Origin of the sequence: Corynebacterium sp. HMSC078H07, from assembly GCF_001812805.1 — a bacterium.
Classification (GTDB): Bacteria; Actinomycetota; Actinomycetes; order Mycobacteriales; family Mycobacteriaceae; genus Corynebacterium.
The window spans coordinates 77,597-99,531 of sequence record NZ_KV810490.1 but is presented as its reverse complement, the minus strand read 5'-3'; the positions used below and the strand labels follow the sequence as shown (position 1 = coordinate 99,531).

17 protein-coding genes and 1 tRNA gene are annotated in these 21,935 nt (G+C 60.0%); 11 read left to right on the top strand and 7 right to left on the bottom strand.

Annotated features, from left to right (window positions below; translation table 11 throughout):
- On the top strand, positions 1-1,025 hold a 1,025-nt coding region (locus HMPREF2875_RS07955), incomplete at its 5' end, for an HNH endonuclease signature motif containing protein (RefSeq protein ID WP_141754599.1).
- A 291-nt stretch (positions 1,026-1,316) separates the two neighbouring features.
- Here HMPREF2875_RS07955 and HMPREF2875_RS07950 read toward each other — a convergent pair.
- Positions 1,317-2,657 carry a dicarboxylate/amino acid:cation symporter gene (locus tag HMPREF2875_RS07950; protein ID WP_070671897.1) on the bottom strand — a complete coding sequence of 447 codons (1,341 nt, stop codon included), beginning with the start codon at positions 2,655-2,657 and terminating at the stop codon, positions 1,317-1,319.
- Between the two features lie 116 nt (positions 2,658-2,773).
- On the bottom strand, positions 2,774-3,844 hold the full coding sequence (locus HMPREF2875_RS07945; RefSeq protein WP_070671977.1) for a lipoate--protein ligase family protein: 1,071 nt from the start codon (positions 3,842-3,844) through the stop codon (positions 2,774-2,776).
- Between the two features lie 480 nt (positions 3,845-4,324).
- Between HMPREF2875_RS07945 and HMPREF2875_RS07940 the strand changes: the two genes are divergently transcribed.
- From HMPREF2875_RS07940 to nrfD, 4 genes are all read left to right on the top strand, one after another.
- The gene (locus HMPREF2875_RS07940) at positions 4,325-5,230 is read left to right on the top strand and encodes a PRC and DUF2382 domain-containing protein (protein WP_070671895.1); all 906 of its coding nucleotides are present in this window, start codon (positions 4,325-4,327) and stop codon (positions 5,228-5,230) included.
- A 103-nt stretch (positions 5,231-5,333) separates the two neighbouring features.
- Positions 5,334-8,606 (top strand): formate dehydrogenase-N subunit alpha, encoded by a 3,273-nt coding sequence (gene fdnG / locus HMPREF2875_RS07930; protein WP_246817072.1) that lies wholly within the window; start codon positions 5,334-5,336, stop codon positions 8,604-8,606.
- Between the two features lie 5 nt (positions 8,607-8,611).
- The gene (locus HMPREF2875_RS07925) at positions 8,612-9,655 is read left to right on the top strand and encodes a 4Fe-4S dicluster domain-containing protein (protein WP_070671889.1); all 1,044 of its coding nucleotides are present in this window, start codon (positions 8,612-8,614) and stop codon (positions 9,653-9,655) included.
- A complete protein-coding gene (gene nrfD, locus HMPREF2875_RS07920) occupies positions 9,652-10,746 on the top strand; it encodes an NrfD/PsrC family molybdoenzyme membrane anchor subunit (RefSeq protein WP_070671887.1) in 1,095 nt (364 codons plus the stop codon). The genes HMPREF2875_RS07925 and nrfD overlap by 4 nt, the downstream gene beginning before the upstream one ends.
- Here nrfD and selD read toward each other — a convergent pair.
- On the bottom strand, positions 10,736-11,710 hold the full coding sequence (gene selD / locus HMPREF2875_RS07915; RefSeq protein WP_070671886.1) for a selenide, water dikinase SelD: 975 nt from the start codon (positions 11,708-11,710) through the stop codon (positions 10,736-10,738). The two genes, nrfD and selD, sit on opposite strands and share 11 nt — an antisense overlap.
- Positions 11,711-11,745: 35 nt before the next feature.
- Between selD and HMPREF2875_RS07910 the strand changes: the two genes are divergently transcribed.
- The 4 genes from HMPREF2875_RS07910 to HMPREF2875_RS07895 all read left to right on the top strand — a co-directional run bounded on the left by HMPREF2875_RS07910 (position 11,746) and on the right by HMPREF2875_RS07895 (position 15,589).
- Positions 11,746-11,840: transfer RNA gene (locus tag HMPREF2875_RS07910), tRNA-Sec, on the top strand.
- Between the two features lie 21 nt (positions 11,841-11,861).
- The gene (selA, locus tag HMPREF2875_RS07905; RefSeq protein WP_070671884.1) at positions 11,862-13,148 is read left to right on the top strand and encodes an L-seryl-tRNA(Sec) selenium transferase; all 1,287 of its coding nucleotides are present in this window, start codon (positions 11,862-11,864) and stop codon (positions 13,146-13,148) included.
- Entirely contained in the window at positions 13,149-14,915 is a 1,767-nt protein-coding gene (gene selB / locus HMPREF2875_RS07900) for a selenocysteine-specific translation elongation factor (RefSeq protein ID WP_070671882.1), read from the top strand.
- A 374-nt stretch (positions 14,916-15,289) separates the two neighbouring features.
- Entirely contained in the window at positions 15,290-15,589 is a 300-nt protein-coding gene (locus HMPREF2875_RS07895) for a HigA family addiction module antitoxin (RefSeq protein WP_070671880.1), read from the top strand.
- Positions 15,590-15,797: 208 nt separating this feature from the next.
- On the opposite strand, the gene HMPREF2875_RS07890 is transcribed toward HMPREF2875_RS07895, so the two are convergent.
- Positions 15,798-16,616, bottom strand: a complete 819-nt coding sequence (locus HMPREF2875_RS07890; RefSeq protein WP_070671878.1) for a hypothetical protein — start codon at positions 16,614-16,616, stop codon at positions 15,798-15,800.
- A 125-nt stretch (positions 16,617-16,741) separates the two neighbouring features.
- On the opposite strand from HMPREF2875_RS07890, the gene zupT reads away from it, so the two are divergent.
- On the top strand, positions 16,742-17,539 hold the full coding sequence (gene zupT, locus HMPREF2875_RS07885; RefSeq protein WP_070671876.1) for a zinc transporter ZupT: 798 nt from the start codon (positions 16,742-16,744) through the stop codon (positions 17,537-17,539).
- 3 nt (positions 17,540-17,542) lie between these two features.
- Here zupT and HMPREF2875_RS07880 read toward each other — a convergent pair whose 3' ends face one another.
- From HMPREF2875_RS07880 to HMPREF2875_RS07870, 3 genes are read right to left on the bottom strand one after another with little or no spacing between them, the layout of a single operon-like run.
- The gene (locus HMPREF2875_RS07880; protein WP_070671874.1) at positions 17,543-18,463 is read right to left on the bottom strand and encodes a DUF808 domain-containing protein; all 921 of its coding nucleotides are present in this window, start codon (positions 18,461-18,463) and stop codon (positions 17,543-17,545) included.
- Positions 18,464-18,507: 44 nt separating this feature from the next.
- Complete coding sequence (locus HMPREF2875_RS07875; RefSeq protein WP_070671872.1) at positions 18,508-19,044, bottom strand: ribonuclease FAU-1 family protein; 537 nt, start codon at positions 19,042-19,044, stop codon at positions 18,508-18,510.
- Positions 19,044-19,766: an Rv1157c family protein gene (locus tag HMPREF2875_RS07870; RefSeq protein WP_070671870.1), complete on the bottom strand. Its 723-nt coding sequence runs from the start codon at positions 19,764-19,766 to the stop codon at positions 19,044-19,046. Before HMPREF2875_RS07870 ends, HMPREF2875_RS07875 begins: the two co-directional genes overlap by 1 nt.
- A gap of 248 nt (positions 19,767-20,014) precedes the next feature.
- Here HMPREF2875_RS07870 and typA point away from each other — a divergent pair, with 248 nt between their 5' ends.
- Complete coding sequence (typA, locus tag HMPREF2875_RS07865) at positions 20,015-21,925, top strand: translational GTPase TypA (protein ID WP_070671867.1); 1,911 nt, start codon at positions 20,015-20,017, stop codon at positions 21,923-21,925.
- Positions 21,926-21,935 lie beyond the last annotated feature (10 nt).

Genomic DNA, 21,935 nt, shown 5'->3' with positions numbered 1-21,935 from the left:
ATGTGCTTGATATCGAATCCCTTATCGCTATTGACCAGCCCATGTCAGCTCTTGCCGGGCCTACTACTGCCACACTGGCGCTTATTGATGGCATGCTGGCTGACTATTTCACCCCCACCAAACCCAACCAGGCTTTTCCCACCCGCGCCCAAATTCGCCGCAAAGTCCGCGACCTGTGCAAAGCACTTGATGACACCATCGCCTATCGGGACACTCGCCCGAAAGATACCTACACGTTCTACTCCAATGGCACTACAGCGTGGCTTGAGCTTGGAGTCGATGAGAACACCGGCATTCAACTTGATGCCTTCATCCGTAAAACCGCCGCCCGAGAAGGCCTCAGCCTTACCGAGGCCATAAAGAAACTTCTCAGCGGTGATATCACCCCACCGGCAACTGTTATCCTCAATACTTATAGAGCTTGTGATGTTGACAATGCCCCAACCTATGTTGAGGGCTTTGGGTGGAAAGCCGCCCCCATGTCGCACGATAAACAACGCGACCTGTCTAAACCTAGTGAGGAAACTGATTCTTATCGCCCGGGTGTGGGCATGCGTAAAGAAGTCGAAGGACGAGACGGCACCTGCCGCATCGACGGATGTACTGAACCAGCCCACCACACCCAGCTTGATCACCGACACAACTATGCCGATGGTGGTGCCACTCATCCCAGTAACTTGGCGTGTTTGTGCCAGAAGCATCACAACATGAAAACTGATGGCACTCTTTACTACCTTCTGGACCCCAATAGCGGGGATATTATCTGGCTATTTCAAGACGGCACCTGGTGTATGACCGAGCCAGAAGGACCATTAGCGCCTAAGCAGAAACGCTGGGCCCAAACCGTTGGCCAACACATCACCACCACCCGCACACGCATAAGAGAAGAAGCCCAAAGACTCAAACAAGCCCTCGACGACTACCACCAACAACAAGAAGAAACCCAAGCAGCAGGAACCGAAGCAACAGAAGCCGCAGCCCAAAGCGGCGAAAACGCCGACACCACCGACGACATCCCCTTCTAAACTCCCAGCCGTCGAATAAAACGACGAAGACACCCCGAGAATCCATTCAATAACTCAGGACACGGAAAAAGACTCGTCGTCCCACACGACGACACAAAGATTTTGAGTATTAGCTCTATGGAGCAAAGCGCAAAATGAGCGCGTCGTTTGAAACGACGAAGGGGAGAGGGTGCACGATTCTGGAGGGAGATAGAAAGGAGCCTCCCTAACGGCCAAAGGTCGGCGCAAATTCTTGGGCGGAACTTTTGAGAGTTGGGGAGTTTAGACTGCCGGAGTATGCCCGGCGGGGGGTTAGGCAGAGATGCCTACGTGCTGCTTCTCGTCGTCATTCATGATGCTGGAGACACCGTTTTCGGCAGCGTCCCACGTGGCCTGGTCCTGAATCCCAGCGCGCTTGGCCACAATGGTGGCGCACAGGGATTGCCCGGTGACGTTGACGGCGGTGCGGCCCATATCGATGATGGGCTCGATGGCGAGCAGAAGGCCAACGCCGGCCAGCGGAAGGCCCAGGGTGGAAAGGGTCAGCGTGAGCATCACGGTCGCGCCGGTGGTGCCAGCGGTAGCGGCGGAACCGATGACGGAAACGAAGATGATGAGAAGGTACTGGGTCAGCGAAAGGTCAATGCCGTAGAACTGAGCAATGAAGATTGCCGCTATGGCCGGGTAGACGGAGGCACAGCCATCCATTTTGGTCGTCGCACCCAGCGGGATGGCGAAGGAAGCGTACTCGCGCGGCACGCCCATAGCCTTCTCAGTGAAGCGTTCAGTGACGGGCATGACACCCATGGAGGAGCGGGTGACAAAGCCGAGGGAGAACACCGGCCATACACGTTTGTAGAAGCCGATGACGGGAATGCGGTTATAGATGAGTACAGCTGGGTACACGACGACGATAACGAGAGCGAGTCCCACATACATTGCCAAGACAAACTTGCCCAAGGAGCTCATGGCATCCCAGCCGTAGGTGGCCACGGCCTTACCGATGAGGGCCGCGGTGCCGATGGGGGCGAGGCGAATGATCCACCACAGGACCACCTGGATGACCTTGAGGAAGGATTCGGTAAAGCGGAGGAAAGGATCGGCGGCCTTACCGGCCTTCACAGCGGCGATACCCAGCGCCAGGGAAATGACGAGGAGCTGGAGTGCGCCAAAGCTGAGGGAAACAGAGTCGTCGCTAAAGGACGCGGTGAGTCCGAAGAAGTTGGAGGGGACGAGCTGCTGAAGGAAAGCAGTCCAGGAACCGACGTGGGAAGGATCGGCGGCGGTGGAGGCGTCGACAGTCGTGCCCACACCCGGCTTCATCACGAGTGCTACCAGGATGCCGGCGAGAACCGAGAAGAAAGCCGTGATGGCAAACCAGACGAGGGTGGAGATGGCGAGCGAAGCAGCATTTGCCACCTTGCGCAGGTTCGCCACAGAGGTAACCACGGCGGCGAAGATAAGGGGCGGGACCATTACCTTGAGGAGCTGGACGTAGGCGCCGCCGATGCCGGAGAGGGTATCGGAGAGCCAGGAGGACTCCATGCCGGAAGCAATGAATCCGAGGATAAGGCCAATGATGAGGCCGGCGATGACTTGAGCGCCAAAGCCGGTGGCCCATGAGGGCAGAGTGCGGGAGGAAGTATCAGACACGAGAAATTCCTTCTAGACAGTGTTGTATAGAAAAGACCAATTGGTTCGCATGATGCGAACAGATCGGTTCGCTAGAGATATCAACACAGTACGCTGGATGTAAATTCCCACGCAACTTAAGGAATGCGCTTAGTCCAGGCTTCGGTGAGGAATTTGGTGTCGACGAGGCGGTGGGCGTCGGCAAGCGTGGCGTCGGAAAGCTCAGCGTCGATTGCGCCATAACGAGTGGCAAACTCGTGAACCATAGTGTCGATGATCTTCTCGCGCGGCACGCCGGTCTGTCGGCGCAGTGGATCGACGCGCTTCTTTGCGCTGGCCAGCCCCTTGGATGAGACCTTGACCTTGCCGATGCGCAAGACCTCCAGCATCTTGTCTGCATCAATGTCGTAGCTCATTGTGGTGTGGTGCAGCACCGCACCTTGGCGCCGCTTCTGGGCCGCGCCACCAATCTTGCCGCCGTCCGACGTGATGTCATTGATCGGCACATACCACGCATTCACGCCAAGCTTGCTCAGTGCGGCGAGTACCCACTGGTCGAGGTACTCATAGCTGGCCTCGTAAGAATAGCCGGCTACGAGGGACTCCGGCGCGTACAGGGAATATGTCACGCAGTTGCCGCCTTCCATAAACATGGCGCCACCGCCGGAGATGCGGCGCACGGGGATGATGCCGTGCTTGTCGACGCCCTCCTGATCCAGCTCATTGGCATAGGACTGGTACGAACCGAACACGACTGCTTTGTCTTCCCACTCCCAGAAGCGGAGCGTGGGTCCCCGTTTTCCTTCAGCAACTTCATTGAGAAGGACTTCGTCGAGAGCGACATTGACCGGAGTGGGAAGAACGCCGGGTCGCAAGATCTCCCATGAATGGTCGGTGAAATCGGTGCCATCGGACAACGCTCTCTTGACTGTCGTTGCGAGGTGCTGGGTGTCAAAGCCATGGAGAGCCACGGGCGCGTCGATGCGTTCCAAGGCGGCGTCGAGGCGGGATTGGATGTCGGCGGTGCTCGAGGCGGTGGTGAGGCCGACGAGGGCTGGGCTAAGGGCGTCGTAGGCTTCTTCGGGTTCAAGGAAGAAGTCGCCAGAGATTGTGGCGTTGGTAATGGCGTTAGCGGAATCTACGTCGATATCGACGACGAGGAGTTTGCCGCCGGGGACCTTGAGTTCAAAGTGTCTATGTGTGCTCATGATGTTCAGGGTACCTAGAGGGGTAGAAGTGTTCGTTTCCTGGTAGACCATTACGGGTAATTTCTGAGATTTAGGGGTACCGGTCGGGGATTGGAATTTCCTGTGGAGGGGGTAGGGGTTTGCGTGGAAAGTTGGTGTCATCGCCAGTGGGATAGAGGTGCAGGTTGCCTGACTGTCATGCGGGATAGCGATTGTCTGTCGCTTCGCTTTGATCAAAGGGGGTGCGCAAAACGGTCCACTATGGTGCATAAATGATTGCGTTATTCAATCGTTATAGGTTATGTGACCTGCGACAAAGGCGTGAAAACTCATCAAATTGGGTCACCGAGGTGGCGAGTTGTTGATTTGTCCGTATCGTGGAGTCCAGAGCAAACGAAAAAGCAAATCGCCACCCCCTACATCCTTAATATCGGGGGTGGCGCTCGACTGGAAAAGTTTGCCACCGATAGATAGACCAATTGTAGAAAGGTTTAAAGAACAATGGGTAAGAACATCAAGGATCTTTTCGACGCAACCGCATACGACAAGGCCGGCGAGAAGCTCGGCTCCGTCAAGGAGGTCTTCGTTGACGAGCAGACCGGCCAGCCGACCTTCGTTGAGGTCAACCACGGCCTGTTCGGCATGAACTCCAGCCTGGTTCCGCTTCGCGGCCACGACTTCAATGGTGATGACCTCAAGCTGGCGTTCTCCAAGGACCGTATCGAGGACGCTCCGGACTTCGACTCCGATAAGCCGCTGACCCCGGAGGCTCAGTCCGATATCTTTAAGCACTACAACCTGGAGAACGCTCAGGACGTCACCACCTACCGCGACGAGCGTACTGGTACCACCACCGGCGCTGGTGTTGCCGGTGCAGGTGCTGGTGTTGCAGGCGCTGGCGTTGCCGGTGCTGGCGCAGGTGCACACGCTAAGGACGAGACCGTTACCACTGACCGCGTTGAGACCGACCGCGCCGCTGCTACCGACACCACCGCAGGTGCTACCGCTGGCCACAACATCACCAACAACGACGGTGAGCTCATCCGTTCCGAGGAGCGCCTCGATGTAAACAAGGAGCGCGTTGCTACCGGTGAGGCACGTCTGCGCAAGTACGTCGTGACCGACACCGAGACCGTTGAGGTTCCGGTCGAGCGCGAAGAGGTTCGCGTCGAGCGTACCCCGATCTCTGAGGCTGACGCCGCTAACTTCACCGGCACCATCGGTGACAACACCACCGAAGAGGCTTCCGTCACCCTGCACGAGGAGCGCGTCAACGTCGAGAAGAAGACTGTCCCGGTGGAGAAGGTCAACCTGTCCAAGGAGACCATCCAGGACACTGAGACCCACACCGAGGAGCTGCGCAAGGAGCAGATTGATACCGACGGTATCACTGACACCCGCAAGTAAATTGGGATAAAGAAAAGGGCTTGAAGCTAGATGGCTTCAGGCCCTTTTTGTGATTATCGAGGGCGTCTAGCAAATCGGGGTAGAAGGAAGTAGATTTGAGGGCATGTCTCGATTTAGTCCGCTGAACTGGCCAGTCGTGCGCCAGATCCGTAACAAGGATGCCTTCGGTCGCGACGTGTCGACGCAGTCGGCACAAAGCGAGGAACTTCGCGGCCGCACTGTCGACGCGGACCGTGTGGTGCAATCGGTGTGCCCTTACTGCGCGGTGGGCTGCTCCCAGCGTGTCTACGTTAAGGATGATCGCGTCATCCAGATTGAGGGCGACCCAGATTCCCCGATTTCCCGTGGCCGTTTGTGCCCGAAGGGTTCTGCTTCCGAGCAGCTGATTAACTCTTCTTCGCGCGTCACCACGATTAAGTACCGTGCCCCTTATGCCACCGAGTGGCAAGAGCTCGATGAAGAGACCGCGATGAACATGATTGCGGATCGCTTTGTGGAATCGCGAAAGAGGCATTGGGAGGACGTCGATAAGCAGGGGCGTCCCCTCAACCGCACCATGGGCATCGCCGGACTGGGTGGTGCGACGCTGGACAATGAGGAGAATTACCTCATTAAGAAGTTGTTTACGGCAACCGGCGCGATTCAGGTCGAAAACCAGGCGCGCATATGACACTCCGCCACCGTTCCTAGTCTAGGAACGTCGTTTGGCCGCGGCGGCGCAACCCAACCGCTGCAGGATATGGCGAATGCGGACTGCATCGTCATTGAGGGTTCTAACATGGCTGAGTGCCACCCCGTGGGTTTCCAGTGGGTGGTTGAAGCCAAGAAACGTGGTGCACGCATTATCCACGTGGATCCGCGCTACACGCGCACATCTGCGTTTGCGAACCGTCACATCGGTATTCGCGGTGGAACGGACGTGGTACTGCTTGGTGCAATCATCAAGTACGTGCTGGATAATGACCTGTATTTCCACGATTACGTGGTGAATTACACGAATGCGGCGTCCATTATTTCCTCCGATTTCCAGGACACGGAAGACCTTGAGGGTCTGTTCTCTGGCTATGACTCGGAGACCGGCAAGTACGTCACCGATTCGTGGCAATACGTGCAAAAACCTGAGGGTTCCTCGTGGAATGTTGAGAAGGACCCGACCCTTCAGGACCCGAACTCCGTCTTCCAGATTCTCAAGCGCCATTACTCGCGCTATACCCCGGAGTTGGTGGAGGAAACCTGCGGTATTTCGCAGGAGGATTTCCACTACCTGGCTAACTCCATTGCGGAGAATTCCACGCCGGAACGCACGACCTGTTTTGCCTATGCACTGGGCTTTACCCAGCACACCTTAGGTGCACAATTCATCCGCACGGCGGCAATTCTGCAGCTGCTCATGGGCAACGTCGGCCGTCCGGGTTCGGGCATCATGGCGCTGCGTGGGCATGCCTCGATTCAGGGATCGACGGATATTCCAACGCTGTTCAACTCGTTGCCAGGCTACCTTCCCATGCCGCACGTGGACCAAGCGAACTGGAGCGAGTACCTCGATTCCTTCCGTAAAGAAGACCAGAAGGGCTTCTGGCAGATAGGTGAAAACTATGCCGTGTCTTTGATGAAGTCCTACTGGGGTGACGCCGCCACCGAGGAGAATGAATGGGGCTTTAACTTCATGCCGCGCCTGTCCGGTGCGCATTCGACGTACGAGACACTTCTCGCCATGCTGCGCCATGAGGTGGAGGGCTACTTCGTCTTTGGTCAGAACCCTGCGGTGGCACAGTCCAACGGAGGCATGCAGCGTCGCGGCCTAGCTTCGCTGAAGTGGCTGGTCGTGCGCGATTTCCAGGAGATTGAGACCGCATCCTTCTGGAAGGACTCCCCGGAAATCAAAAACGGTGAGCTCAAGACCGAGGAAATCGGCACGGAGGTCTTCCTCATGCCGGCAGCTACCCACGTGGAGAAGTCCGGTACCTTTACCCAGACTCAGCGCATGGTGCAGTGGCGCTTCCAGGCGACCCCACCGCCGGGCCAAGCACGCAGTGAGGCGTGGTTCTTCTACCACTTGGGTAAGAAGATTAGGGAGCGCCTCGCGGACTCCACTGACCCACGCGATCTGCCGATTAAGGCTGTGACGTGGGATTACACGGAGGACGAGCACGGCGACCCGAGCTCGGATGAGATCCTGCGTGAAATCAACGGCTACTACCTCGATGGGCCGAAGAAGGGCCAGCTCCTGCCGGCCTTCACAGAGATGCGTGCCGATGGCTCGACATCTGGAGGATGCTGGATTTACACTGGCGTGTACAAGGACGGTATTAACCATGCCGCGAAGAAGGTGCCGGGCTCCGAACAAAACGAGGTTGCACTCGACTGGGGCTGGGTCTGGCCGGCTAATCGCCGCATCCTGTACAACCGTGCCTCCGCGAAGCCTGACGGAACCCCGTGGTCGGAGCGCAAGAAGTACGTGTGGTGGGATGAAGCCCAAGGCAAGTGGGTCGGTGACGACGTACCGGACTTCCCAGCCACGAAGCGCCCAGACTATGTCGCGCCGGTGGATGCCGTAGGCCCAGATGCTCTTAACGGTGATGATCCGTTCATCATGCAGGCAGATGGATTGGGCTGGCTCTTCGCCCCGAAGGGATTGTCCGATGGTCCGCTGCCGACTCACTACGAGCCGCAGGAATCCCCGGTCACCAATGCGCTGTACAAGCAGCAGCAATCGCCAACACGCCTGACCATTAAGCGTAAGGACAACCTCTCACGCCCGGAGCCAGGGGAGTATGGCGCAGACGTGTTCCCGTTTGTGTTCTCCACGTACCGTTTGACGGAGATGTACACCTCGGGTGCAATGTCGCGCCGCCTGCCGTTCTTGGCGGAGCTGCAGCCAGGTCTGTTCTGCGAAGTGGATAAGGACTTGGCAGAAAAGCGTGGCTTGGTCAACGGCGAGTGGGCCACCATCGTGTCGCCGCGTGGCGTCATCGAAGCGCAGGTGCTGGTGACTGACCGCATGGAGATGCTCACCATCAATGGTGAAGAATTCCACCAGATTGGTCTGCCGTATCACTACGGAGAATCGGAGACTACCGATGTGGCTGGTGACGGCGCCAATGATCTGTTGGGCCTGACCCTGGAACCGAACGTGTTCATTCAGAACTCCAAGGTGGGTGCCTGCGATATTCAGCCGGGACGGCGCCCGCGTGGAGAAGCACGCGTCAAGCTGTTGCGGGAGTACCAAGAGCGGGCCAACCTGACGGTGGATTCGGGCAACCAGATACTCGACGTCGGTGATGAATTCACCACCGAAGGACAGGCAACCGAGGACAACACCGGCAATGATTCCACCGCAGGCAACGTGGCGGACTACGAAGGCAAGGAAGGATAGGCACCGTGGCTAATGCATTAACGGAAAAAGCCGACAAGCACGGCTACGAGTCCTACCAGCGCATGGCCTTCTTTACCGATACCTCCATTTGTATTGGATGTAAGGCCTGCGAGGTGGCGTGTAAAGAGTGGAATCGTAACCCAGTGGAGGGCTATGCGGTGACCGGTAACTCTTATGACAACACCGGTTCCTTAGGCGCAAACACGTGGCGACACGTGGCGTTTGTTGAGCAGAACAACGATCGCATTGAACAGGCACGTGAGGAAGGCCGCCAACTCATCTCGCTGGGGATGCCGACGAGTAAAGCACCGACGACGCCACCGGATACCGACGACTTCCGCTGGCTCATGTCGTCCGATGTGTGCAAGCACTGCACCAACGCGGGCTGCCTCGATGTCTGCCCGACGGGAGCGTTGTTCCGTTCGGAGTTCGGAACCGTCGTGGTGCAGGATGATGTGTGCAATGGCTGCGGTACCTGTGTGGCCGGCTGCCCCTTCGGCGTGATTGAGCGCCGTGATGATGGAGGCGTCACGCTTAAAGCAGATAAGACGGCCACCGTGGACTATGAGGTACCTGATCACGCGGGCGTGAATGTGTTGGCCAAGCTTAAGCAGCTCAAACCGCAGGGCCCAGACCACGTGCCGGGACAGTCCATGCCTATTAAGAATCTTGGCGTCGCCCAAAAATGCACCATGTGTTACGACCGCCTCAAGATTGGTGAGCAGCCCGCCTGCGCGAAGACGTGCCCTACGGATTCCATCCAGTTCGGCCCCTATGAGGAGATGCTTTCCGCAGCGCAGGAACGCGTTCGCGTGTTGCATGAGCAAGGGCTTACTGAGGCACGTCTGTATGGAGCGAATAGTGAGGATGGCGTCGGCGGTACCGGTTCCATCTTCCTGTTGCTCGACTCGCCTGAAGTCTATGGCCTGCCGCCGGATCCTCGCGTGCCCACGGCAGACTTGCCGCAGATGTACAAGACCGCGGTGAAGGCCATCGGAGGAATGGCGCTCGCCGTAGCAGGAGCATTCGCGTTGGGAGGCCGCAAATGAGCGAATTTGATGAGTACCGCCCGCCGCAAGAGCCGCGTCGCTTTCGTGGCAAGAAGAGCGGTAGGAAGCGCAAACGAGTAGGTGCTGGCGCCCAGGACGGCTCCAAAGAGCAGCGCATGGCGGAGGACTTCGAGTTCACTTCCTATTACGGCAAACCCGTGGTCAAGGCTCCGCCGTGGGAGTGGCCGATTGGCGGCTACTTTTTCCTTGGCGGCCTCGCGGGCGGTTCGGCCCTGTTAGCTGCAGGTGCGCAGGCGACTGGTAATAGGGAATTGCAACGTTCGACGAGGCTGACGGCCTTCTCGGCAGCGTCGGTAGGCTCGGTGTTCCTGATTCTGGACTTGGGCCGCCCGGAGCGCCTCCTCAACATGTTCCGCGTGTTCAAGGTGACCTCACCGATGTCTATCGGCTCGTGGATCCTGGGCAGCTTTGCCTCGGCCGCTGCACTCCCGGCGGTCGTGGAAGCTGATGAGCTGGTTGGAGGTGTGCTGCCTGCTAAGGTTCGGGGCCTCCTCGACAAGGCAGCTGGTCCTACAGGTGCGGTGGCCGGAGTACTTGGTGGCCCGCTGGCCGGATATACCGCCGTCTTGCTGGCGAATACGTCGAATCCAACGTGGAACGATGCAAAGAAGCACCTGCCCTATGTGTTCGTATCCTCGGCGTCGGCAGCCGCTTCGGGCGCTGCCATGGTGTTCACCCCGGTAGAGAGTGCCGCGCCCGCACGTGCCCTTGGCATGACGGCCGCTGCGAGCGACCTGGTGGCCACGCGGATTATGGAAGACAACATGGAGCCCGAGCCCAAGCGCCCGCTGCATGAGGGGATTCCAGGAAAGCTCATGAAGGCCTCCGAGGTGCTCATTGCAGCCGGCGGCGTGGGAGCCGCAGTAGCAGCACTGACGAAATCGCGGGCGGTATCGGTAGCTTCGGGCCTGGCCCTGATGGCAGGCTCAGCCTGCACACGTTTTGGCGTGCTTAACGCTGGACTGGAAGCTGTCAAGGATCCGTCGACGACCATCGGGCCGCAGAAGCGCCGCGCGGAGGCACGCCGCAGGGCAGAGGGCCTAAAGCGCTCGACGGTGACTAGCGGATAGTAATCCCGGAGCCCTCAACGGTCCAGCCGATAACCGGGTAGCCAGGAACCTCGCCGATAACGAGGAGGCCGCCCGAGGTCTGGGCGTCGGCGAGGAAAACCAAGTCCTCCTCGCTTAGATCAGTGTCGAGGTGGGGGCGTACCCAGTCCAGGTTGCGGCGCGAGCCGCCGGGGATAAATCCTTCTGCCAAGGCTTCCTTCGCGCCCTCAATGGCGGGAACGGCGGAAAACTCCAGCTCCGCTCCGATTCCGGAGGCGCGGCACATCTTGTACAGGTGGCCCAAGAGGCCGAAACCGGTGACGTCGGTGGCGGCACGCGCTCCAGCCGCCACCGCGGCTGCGGCCGCCTCACGGTTGAGCGTGGTCATGGAGTCCACCGCGGCCTGCGAGACTTCGCCGGTGGCTTTGTGCTTGTTGTTGAGGATGCCCACGCCTATTGGCTTGGTCAGGGTGATGGGAAGGCCGGCCTCGGCGGCGTCGTTGCGCAAAATCTTGTCTGGGTGGACGATGCCCGTGGCTGCCAAACCATAGGTGGGTTCCGGTGCGGTGATGGAGTGACCACCGGTGATGGAGATACCAGCTTGAGATGCCACGTCCATGCCGCCGCGCAGGACCTCGCGCAAGATGTCGAGACCAAGCACCTCGCGCGGCCAACCCACGAGGTTGATGGCGGTAATGGGGGTGCCGCCCATGGCGTAGACGTCGGAAAGCGCATTGGCAGCAGCCACGCGTCCCCAGTCGTAGGGGTCGTTGAGCATCGGTGTGAAGAAATCCGCGGTGGAGATGACCGCCAGGCCGTTGGGGATACGCACGGCGGAGGCATCGTCGCCGTCGTCAAGCCCGACCAGCACGTTGGGGTCTGCGGTGCCCACGAGTCCCTCCACGGCAGACTCGAGTTCGCCCGGGGGAATCTTGCAGGCACAACCCCCACCGGCGGCAAAGGACGTTAGTTCAATGTCAGTCATAAGTACTACTTTAGCCACGTGTAAGGTGAGCAGACGGAGGCGTACGTGTCCTGGTGGGCGCCCCGGTCTTCAAAACCGGTGAGGCCGAGCATCTCGGTCTGGCAGGTTCGATTCCTGTCCGTCTCCGCCATCCGTGCTGCTAGGAGGACCTATGACGACAGACCCCCGCCGCTTCATCCCGAAGATGGATGTGATCCTCCACTATCCGGCAGTGCAGGAAGCCCAGGAGCGCGTGGCACCGCACAGGGTTCGTGCGGTCATAGACGCCGTGCTTGACGACGTCCGCTCCGCCTCCCTCGCGCCCTCCCAGATCGAGGAGGAGCTGGCTTCAAGGCTGGAGGATGTACAGCCCTTTTCTTTGCGCCCGGTTATTAATGCCACGGGCGTTATCGTCCACACGAACCTGGGCCGCGCGCCGTTGCCGCCGGCAGCGGTGGATGCACTCGTGGCGGCGGCGTCCTATACGGACGTGGAGATGGACCTGGACAGTGGGCTGCGCTCTAGAGACAGGGGACGTGCAGCTACTGAGGCTGTACTAGCCGCATGCCCTGGTGCGGAGGATGCGCTTGTGGTGAACAACGGTGCTTCCGCGTTACTGTTGGCCACGGCGGCGCTGGCGCCCGGCAAGGAAGTTATCATCTCCCGCGGGGAGCTCATTGAGATTGGCGCGGGCTTCCGACTGCCGGAGCTTATCGAATCCACGGCTACGCGTCTGCACGAGGTAGGAGCGACGAACCGTACACACCTTGCAGATTATGAACGCGCCCTGGGGGAGAACACGGGCGCGATTCTCAAGGTGCATCCTTCGAACTTCCTCATAAGTGGCTTTACCTCTTCTGTGTCTGTGGAGCAGCTGCGTCAATTGACGGATCTGCCACTGATTGTGGATATCGGTTCGGGATTGCTCACACCGGATGAGGTGTTGCCGGAAGAACCGTCTGCCAGCGAGGCCCTGCGCGATGGCGCCGACGTGGTGCTGTTCTCTGGGGACAAGTTGCTCGGCGGTCCGCAGGCAGGCGTGCTCGTGGGCACGAAGGAAGCCATTGCTGCCTGCAAGAAACACCCGTTGGCGCGGGCGGTGCGCATTGACAAACTACGCCTTAATGCTGTGGAGGCGGCTATCTCGACCTCGGCCAACGCGGTGTACGAGGCGCTGCATATCTCTGCTGCTCGCCACAAGGAACGCACTGAGAAGATTGCCGCCGCGGTCGGAGCAGACGTCATCGAACACGACGGGCGCGTGGGCGGCGGCGGTGCCCCAGAGGTGCCGCTGCCCGGGTGGGCCGTGGCGTTGCCGGAGGACTTAGCACGTCCGCTGCGTCTGGGGGCCACACCTGTGGTGGCACGCGTGAGCCAAGGGCACTGCCTTGTGGACGTGAGGTGTGTGCCAGAGAGCCAGGATGCTGAGCTTATCGCGGCGATTCAGGCGGTGATGTAGGTGTTTGTCGTTGCTACCGCGGGCCACGTGGATCACGGCAAGTCTGGTTTGGTCAAAGCGCTGACCGGTATGGAGCCGGATCGGTGGGAAGAGGAACAGCGTCGCGGGCTCACTATTGACTTAGGCTTTGTGCGGACCAGGCTGGATTCTGGCGCGGACGTGGCCTTTGTGGATGTACCGGGCCACGAGAAATTCCTGGGCAACATGCTCGCCGGGGTGGGGCCGGCCCCCGTGGTGCTGTTCGTCGTCGCTGCCGACGAAGGCTGGCAGGCGCAGTCTACCGACCATCGCGATGCGCTGCGCGCGCTCGGTGTGCAGCATGGCATGGTGGCGCTGACCCGTGCCGATAAGGCGGATGAGACGCGCCGAGCAGAGGTTGCAGCACAGGTCCGGGCAGAGCTGGCTGGCACACGGCTAGCTGATGCCCCCGTGATTGAGGTCTCGGCGAAGACAGGGGAGGGCGTCGATAAGCTACGTGCGTCTTTGGATGCACTCCTTGCAGGCACGCCAGTGCCGGATAAGGATGCCCGGGTGCGGCTGTGGGTAGACCGTGCGTTTAGCGTCAAAGGCGCGGGCACCGTAGTGACGGGAACGCTGGCGGCGGGCACGATAGCGGTGGGCGATGAGCTCATGCTGCGGGACCGAAAGGTCGCGGTCCGAGGACTGCAGAGTGAGAATGCTTCTGCGTCCTCAGTGGGGCCGGTCTCCCGCGTGGCGGTGAACCTCCGCGGGGTAGATGCGGAGGAGATTCACCGTGGCGATGCGCTGCTCAGTCCTGGCGCATGGCGCGTACTTGAGACAGTGGATGTGCGGCGCACGTTTGGTACTGATATGGCGGAGCTGCCTCGAAACCTCGTGGTCCACACTGGCACTGCTGGTGTCGGCGCGCGGTTGCGGCCTTTAGGCGGCGAGTTCGCGCGGTTGACTCTTGATACTCCGTTACCGTTGACTCTGCTCGATAGGTTTGTCGTGCGTAGCCCCGGTGGGCGGCATGTGGTGGCCGGAGTAGAGGTCGTGGACGTGCACCCCGTTTCGCTTTCTCGGCGCGGGGACGCGAAGAAACGTGCAGAGCAGTTGGCGCAGGTAATTCCGCAGGATCCGGCCGACTGGCTCAAGCGCAGCGGCTACGACCGCGTGGATAACCTCATCCGCGACGGATTTTCTGTATCGGAACGGCCCGCAGGAATCATTGAGTTTCGGGACTGGTGGATTTCCGCTGGCCAGGTGTCTCTCTGGAAGCGGGAGTTGCTGCGCGCGGTGACGGAACATGCAGCGGCGAACCCGCTTGCGCCGGGGCTGCCGCGGCCAGCTGCCATGGATGCTTTGCAGCTCACTGAACCCGCGCTCTTGGGACTAGCGGTGGCTGCGGCTAAGGTCGAATCGGTCGACGGCGTGCTCCGCCTGCCTGGTCAGGGCGTGGATTTGGGGCCAGCCGAGAAGGGTGTGGCCGAGCTCGAGCGTCGCTTGCGCGATGAGCCTTTTGCAGCACCGGAAGCTGAAGACCTTAAGGACCTAGGTCTGGGTGCCAAAGAGCTTGCTGCAGCTGAGCGTGCTGGGCGTTTGCTCCGACTGCAGGGAGGAGTGGTGTTGCTGCCCTCCGCGCCCCGTGAGGCACAGGCCGTGGTCTCCAAGCTGGAGCAGCCCTTTACGCTTTCGGCTGCGCGCAAAGCCCTTGAGACGACGCGCCGGGTTGCCATCCCGCTGTTGGAACACCTCGATTCGATCGGTGTGACTCGCCTGGTGGACGGGCAGAGGGCGGTGCGCTAAGTATTGGTCGGGGGCTTCTTAGCAGTAGGGCGTGGTGCTGGGAGCCATACCACGGTACCCGGGGAAGCAATGGTGCGGTACTAGGAGCAAAGGAACCAAAGTAGGGGAACCATTTGTGGGGTGGTTTTGGAGAAAGCCCAGTTCGGAGCATGAGGATAAGTGCATAAGGTACTTGTTAAAAGGTGCCTTTGGTCTGCCATTGCCATGAGGGGATGTGTACAGAATTGAGTGTGCGGTTTAGGTTTAGGGAACGGTACGATTTAACGAGAAGGAACGTTGAGCATTCAAGTCAATCAACAATGGAGGATTACTTTTCGCTGGACCGAAGCGGGCCCGGCGGATGTGGCAATAGAGGATTATCACTAAGGAGCGGCATGAGTACCAAGTTGTATCCACCTATTCATCCTGGAGAAGTGCTCAACGAAGACTTCATTAAGGCATTTGGGATTACCCAGCATAAGCTAGCTATGGCCATTGGAGTCCCACCGCGCAGGATTAACGAGATCGTCCACGGCAAGCGCGGAATTACGGCAGACACTGCGCTGCGCTTAGGAAGGTATTTCGGGGTAGAACCGCAGTTCTGGGTGAACTTGCAAGGACGATACGAGCTCGAACTAGCAGAGGATTCAATAGCTGAAGAAGTTAGCAGTATTGAGCCGCTCGAAGTGGCCTGAGTACAAGATTCAGTAACGCGAACGGTTCGACTGCACGCGGCCGCCGGAGTGTGAGAACCCCGCACTGGCAAAGGGACCAAAGTAGGGGAACCTTTTGTGGGGAGTTTTCGGAGAAAGCCCAGGTCGAAGCATGAACATAAGTGCATAAGGTATTTGTTAAAAGGTGCCTTTGTCCCCTTGGTGGTAGGCGAGTGCGGCTTGGCGGGGGCTAAGAGTTCGGGGAGATGAAGGTGCGCGAGCCGGTGGGCAGCGGGGACGCAAGAGGGTCAGCCGGGGCGGTGACCTCCCAGTCGGCGGTGAGGTCGAGAACGGGCGGAATGGCCGGACGATCGGGGGAAAGCGGCAGCGGGGGAATCGCAGGGGAAAAGAGCGCGCTGGTATCGAGGGGCAGGTCAACGGCCAAGCGGCCGGCAGCGGCATAAGCGCGGGCGGCGAGAGTTATGTCGGAAGAGGCGGCTGCCTCGAAGGCGGCGGCGAGGGCGGGAGCGTCGCTTAGGGATGTGCATGGGCCTAAGACGAGGTCACCGTGGGTAGCGAGCACTGTGTCGTCGAGGAGGACAAGGGAAACGATGAGCTGTTGGGTGCCCATCTCGCGGAGTTGGTAGGCGGTGAGCTGGCCGGCGGAGACGTCGATAAGCGCGCCGTGTCCGCCGGCGACCAGGGCGGTGCCTTCCGGCTGGTTGTTTGCGGGAATCATCCAGGGATCGAGGCCGAGGGCGACTGCCACGTCGACAGCACCATCGATGATTTCGACCGTCGCATGCGTCGACGGCGTCAGGCCGGCCGAACGCAGACGAGCCAGTGAGGGATACTCCGCGGACTCCTCGCCATCGAGCGCTCCCAAGAAGCCAAAAGGCGAGCGGATGCGCCAGCCACGGGTGGTGGGGTCGGGGATGAGGGAGACGTCGACAAGCACAGGCTCCGATGCCAACCCCGGGATGCTCAACGCGGTGCCGAGGCTGACGTGGTCGAGGACCGCCACGTGCTCAACACCGAAGTAAGAGGGGGCCAGCGGATACAGCGCCATGGTTGTGCGAAGTCACCTCGTGTTGTTGGGAGAATGGTGGACTGTTTCAATCTTACGCAGAGGGGAGAATCACCTCTGTGGCGGCGTCCACGGACGATGACTCAGAAGCGCTATAGTTTCCCACTATGGAACTAGCCACCGTCGCTTTCGCATTCGGTCTCGTGCTTTTTTCTGGCTTGTCGACGTCCATCGGGGGCGCGTTGGCCGTCGGAAAGCGCGAGCCAGGACCGGGGTTTATGGCGACCGCCTTGGGGCTGTCAGCGGGAGTGATGCTCTACGTGTCCTTTATGGAGATTCTCCCGGAAGGCATTGCCAAACTGGGGGAGGCCTACGGCACTGAAAAGGCTGCCACATGGGCGGGGATTATTGCCTTCTTTGTTGGCATTGCTGTCATCGCCATCATTGACCGCGCCGTGCCGGAGGAAATCAACCCGCACGAGCCGGCGACGACGGAAGAGGAAGCGCGCCGCAGGAGACTCATGAAGACGGGAGTTTTTACCGCCTTCGCGCTGGCGTTGCATAACTTCCCTGAGGGGTTTGCCACGTTCCTCTCTGGGCTTGAGGCACCCGAAATTGCGATTCCGATTGCTGTGGCGATTGCTATTCACAATATTCCGGAGGGCATTGCCGTGGCGGTGCCTCTGCGCGCGGCGACGGGTTCGCGAAAGAAAGCCTTCTGGTGGGCCACCATCTCGGGTCTCGCGGAGCCTGTCGGTGCGCTCATTGGCTTTGCTATTCTTATGCCCTTTATTGGGCCGGTGACGATGGGCTTTAGCTTCGCCGCCATCGCCGGCATCATGGTCTTCATCTCCCTCGATGAGCTCTTGCCCACCGCGGAGGAGACCGGTAAGCATCACTTCGCCATTTACGGGCTCATCGCCGGTATGGCCATCATGGCGGTGTCGCTGTTGCTGTTTATGTAGGCGCTACTTCACGCGCTCCGCGGTGGCCTTGACCGCCATGATGACGGTGGCCACGACGGTGCCCAGAATGAGGCCGAAGACCATGGACATGCCGGTATCTGCCAGCCACGTCAGTGCGCCATTGCTGATGTTTTCGGTGACGCTGTGGATGAAGCCGTAGGGCTGCTCCGCACCGAACTCATGCAAGCCCTTAATGACGATGTGTCCACCGACCCACAGCATCGCGGCGGTACCGATGACGCCGATGATGTCGAGGACCACGGGCATGCCCTTGACCAGGGCGGTGCCGAGCGCGGACTCGCCGTTGTTGCGCTCCAGTAGGCCCATGCCGATGTCATCCATCTTCACCAGCACGGCGACCGCGCCATAGACGCCGAGGGTCAGGATGATGCCGACGATGATGAGGGAGGCGAGACGCATCCAGAAAGGCTGGTCAATGACCTCGTTGAGGGAGATGACCATGATTTCCGCAGAGAGAATTAGGTCGGTCGTAATAGCGGAGCGCACCAGGGAATCTTCGGCGTCTGCGCCTTCTTCCCGGACGGGTTTCTTTTCCTCCTCACCGCGGTGGAAGAGGAAGTGGATAATCTTTTCCGCGCCCTCGAAGCAAAGGTACGTACCACCGCACATGAGAATCGGGGTGAGGGCCCACGGAGCAATCCAGGAGAGGATCAGCGCGATGGGCAAAATGATGATGAGCTTGTTGATGAGCGAGCCCTTGGTGATGCGCCAAATCATGGGCAGCTCGCGCTGCGGTTTTACGCCATCAACGAATTGTGGGGTCACAGCAGCATCGTCGACGACCACACCAACGGATTTCATGGATGTCTTGCCTGCCAGTGCTGCCACGTCATCAACGCTGGAGGCAGCGGAGCGGGCGATGAGGGCGATGTCGTCAAGCAGGGCGAACAGGCCACCGGCCATGGTTTACATCCTTTTGAGGTAGGGAGAGAAATGCTTTCCCTAGGTTACTCGGCCGGTACGAGTTCCACATTCTCAGCCCACGTGAGCTCCATGCCCAACGTGCGCAGCCAGTTCATGGCGTCATCGCCATAGCGCGTAATACCTTCGACGGCCGTGAGGGTACGCTCCATGGCGCGCTCGGCCTCCTCGGCGCTGATGAGTCCTGTGGAGGTGGCGGCGGCGAGCTCGTCGATATCGAGCACGTCGACCGGTTCGCCGGAGGTGGAGACCAGGTCAACATACAGATCGCGCGTGGTCCACACGTCGCCGTCGACATCAATATCGGCGACATCAAAGTAGAAGTCCTGCTCCACCTCTACACCCTCGCGGAAGTGGAAGATGCTGGCACGCAGGCCGAGTTCCGGCAGGAGCCACGATTCGAGGTAGCCAAAGCGCGGGTGGTTGGCGCCGCGGGCCATGTAGAGGCCGAAATCGGTGACGCGGTAGGTGTCTACCTCCCGCAAAAATCCCTTGGGGTCAACGTTCGTGTTGTCCGCCGTATTAAAGGTCTCCTGCTTGACTGGATGAAGATCAGTACTCATTAGTTCACCTCGAGGAAGGCCGCGGTGGGTGGGAAAGAACATGAGGAGTCAGCAGTGTTGACCGAACCAGACAGGATAGCCACGACCGTGCCCTTACCAGTGCTGGCGCGGCCAGAAACCGTGGTGGGACCATCGGCGTTGATGCCGTTGTTGAACAGTGGGGTGGTGCCAAACTGGAGGGTATCCAGGTTGAACCACTGCACGTTCATCGAGCCCTGCTGCTCGGCGGCAGTTGGCGTGCCCAGAGCGGTGAAAAGGAAGACGGTTTCGCCTTCACCGGCGCCAGGCGCGGGGATATCGGTAGGGCCGGGCACAGCGATGGCCGAACCGACCGAATCGCCCTGCCCGCCGATGCACTGCGCGGAGACCGTAGGCCAGTAAAACTGGCGGAAGGCGGGGTTGTTGCCCTCCGGCATGGCGACGCCACCTTCACCTTCTTCACCTGCGGTGAAAGTAAGTGCGGTGAGGATGACGCTACGAGCATCCTGGGGGAGCCATGGCTGTGCAGCGAAAGCGCGGACGCGTTCCTGAGTCTCCGGGGTGGGGCGGCCGAGGCCGTCCAGTGGGCTGCTGCTGTGGGCGGTAGCGGCCAAGGAGGAGAGATCTGGTGCGTCAGCATGCGCAGGGGTGACGCTGAGCAGGCCCAGCATCACGGCAGCAGTGATTCCGGCAAGGCCGCGGTGGGCGGCGCTACCGGTGGAGTGCTGTTCGTCGAGAGCCATAGACTTCCTTGTGCATCGAGACGGCACGCGCAAACAACATTAGTCACACGAGCCACAAAAGTATCTGCTGACACAATATTCACTTTTTCGGCGTAGTCAACTCGAAACGAGCTCTACTGTGAGGTATGTCGGTACTCGATATGAATTCGTTACACAAGGGGCGCAATGCTGCATCGATGTGGGGGAGCGAGTATATTTGAGGGCCGTTCACACTGCTAACGCATCATGCTTGAAGGAGCACCCCACACGTGAGTAATACTGAGTTCCGTAACGTAGCCATCGTCGCACACGTTGACCACGGTAAAACCACCCTCGTCAACGGCATGCTGGAGCAGTCCGGCGCTTTCGGCGACCATGGCGAACACTCGGATCGTGTCATGGACTCCAACGATCAGGAGCGCGAGCGCGGCATCACCATTTTGGCTAAAAACACCGCTATTCACCGCAAGGGCTTGGGCAAGGATGGCGGAGATCTCATCATCAACGTCATCGATACCCCGGGCCACGCCGACTTCGGTGGCGAGGTTGAGCGCGGTATCTCCATGGTGGACGGCGTCGTGCTGCTTGTCGACGCCTCCGAAGGCCCCCTCCCGCAGACCCGCTTCGTCCTCACCAAGGCCCTCGAGGCGAAGCTTCCGGTGATCATCTGCGTCAACAAGACCGACCGCCCTGATGCCCGCATCGATGAGGTTGTCAGCGAGGCTCAGGATCTTCTGCTGGAGATCGCTGCCGGCCTCGAAGACGAGGAAGCAGCTGCCGCCGCTGAGGAGCTGCTGGACCTGCCGGTGCTCTACGCCTCCGGCCGCGAGGGCAAGGCCTCCACCGAGAACCCGGGCGACGGCAACGTTCCGAATGCCGAGGACCTGCAGGCGCTTTTCGACGTCATCTACGACGTCCTCCCCGAGCCCTCCGCCTCCGTCGACGGCCCGCTGCAGGCCCATGTGACCAACCTGGACTCCGATGACTTCCTGGGCCGTATTGCTCTGCTGCGCATCTACTCCGGCACCATCAAGAAGGGCCAGCAGGTGGCCTGGATTCACTACGATGATGAAGGTGAGATGCATACCAAGACCGTCAAGGTGGCAGAGCTTTTGCGCACCGTCGGCTTCCAGCGCCAGCCCGATACCGAGGCTATCGCCGGTGACATCGTTGCGATCTCCGGTATTTCCGACATCATGATTGGTGACACCATCGCCGACGTGGAGGACCCGAAGCCGCTGCCGCGCATCAAGGTTGATGAGCCGGCCATCTCCATGACCATTGGCGTTAACACTTCTCCTATGGCTGGTCAGGGCGGCGGCGACAAGCTCACTGCCCGCATGGTCAAGGCCCGTCTGGACCAGGAGCTCATCGGTAACGTGTCCATCAAGGTGCTGCCGACCGACCGCCCGGATGCCTGGGAGGTTCAGGGCCGCGGCGAGATGGCTCTGTCCGTGCTTATTGAGAACATGCGTCGCGAAGGTTTCGAGTTGACCGTCGGCAAGCCGCAGGTGGTCACCCAGGTTATCGATGGCAAGACCATGGAGCCCTACGAGATGCTCACCATCGATTCCCCCTCCGAGCACCAGGGTGCTATCACCCAGCTGCTGGCTGGCCGCAAGGGCCAGATGCAGTCCATGGACGTGCGCGAGGGCGACTGGGTCCGCATGGTCTTCCGCATCCCTGCCCGTGGCCTCATTGGTTTCCGCACGCAGTTCCTGACCGAGACCCGCGGTGCCGGTATCGCTAACTCCATCTCCGATGGTCTCGACGTCTGGGCTGGCGAAATCAAGGCCCGCCCAACCGGCTCGCTCGTGGCTGACCGCTCCGGCCAGATCACTGCCTACGCTCTGCAGCAGCTGGCTGACCGCGGCGATTTCTTCGTCGAGCCGGGCATGGAGGCCTACGAAGGCATGGTCGTTGGTGCTAACAACCGTGATGAAGATATGGACATCAACATCACAAAGGAAAAGAAGCTCACCAACATGCGCTCCGCCACCGCCGATGCCACCGTCACCCTGGCCAAGGCGAAGACCCTGTCCCTCGATGAGGCACTCGAGTTCTGTGGCAACGACGAGTGCGTCGAGGTTGGCCCGAAGGTCCTGCGCGTGCGCAAGGTCGAACTGTCCGCGACCGACCGCAAGCGCGCCGCCGCTCGCGCGAAGCAGCTCAACAAGTAAAGCGTTGAAG

Bases quoted from the DNA above. Each gene is read 5' to 3' on its own strand.
- HMPREF2875_RS07890 (WP_070671878.1), bottom strand. From the start codon at position 16,616: ATGGCGCTGTATCCGCTGGCCCCCTCTTACTTCGGTGTTGAGCACGTG.
- zupT (WP_070671876.1), top strand. From the start codon at position 16,742: ATGGAACTAGCCACCGTCGCTTTCGCATTCGGTCTCGTGCTTTTTTCT.
- HMPREF2875_RS07875 (WP_070671872.1), bottom strand. From the start codon at position 19,044: ATGAGTACTGATCTTCATCCAGTCAAGCAGGAGACCTTTAATACGGCG.
- HMPREF2875_RS07895 (WP_070671880.1), top strand. From the start codon at position 15,290: ATGAGTACCAAGTTGTATCCACCTATTCATCCTGGAGAAGTGCTCAAC.
- selA (WP_070671884.1), top strand. From the start codon at position 11,862: ATGACGACAGACCCCCGCCGCTTCATCCCGAAGATGGATGTGATCCTC.
- selD (WP_070671886.1), bottom strand. From the start codon at position 11,710: ATGACTGACATTGAACTAACGTCCTTTGCCGCCGGTGGGGGTTGTGCC.
- HMPREF2875_RS07945 (WP_070671977.1), bottom strand. From the start codon at position 3,844: ATGAGCACACATAGACACTTTGAACTCAAGGTCCCCGGCGGCAAACTC.
- HMPREF2875_RS07880 (WP_070671874.1), bottom strand. From the start codon at position 18,463: ATGGCCGGTGGCCTGTTCGCCCTGCTTGACGACATCGCCCTCATCGCC.
- nrfD (WP_070671887.1), top strand. From the start codon at position 9,652: ATGAGCGAATTTGATGAGTACCGCCCGCCGCAAGAGCCGCGTCGCTTT.
- HMPREF2875_RS07870 (WP_070671870.1), bottom strand. From the start codon at position 19,766: ATGGCTCTCGACGAACAGCACTCCACCGGTAGCGCCGCCCACCGCGGC.
- HMPREF2875_RS07940 (WP_070671895.1), top strand. From the start codon at position 4,325: ATGGGTAAGAACATCAAGGATCTTTTCGACGCAACCGCATACGACAAG.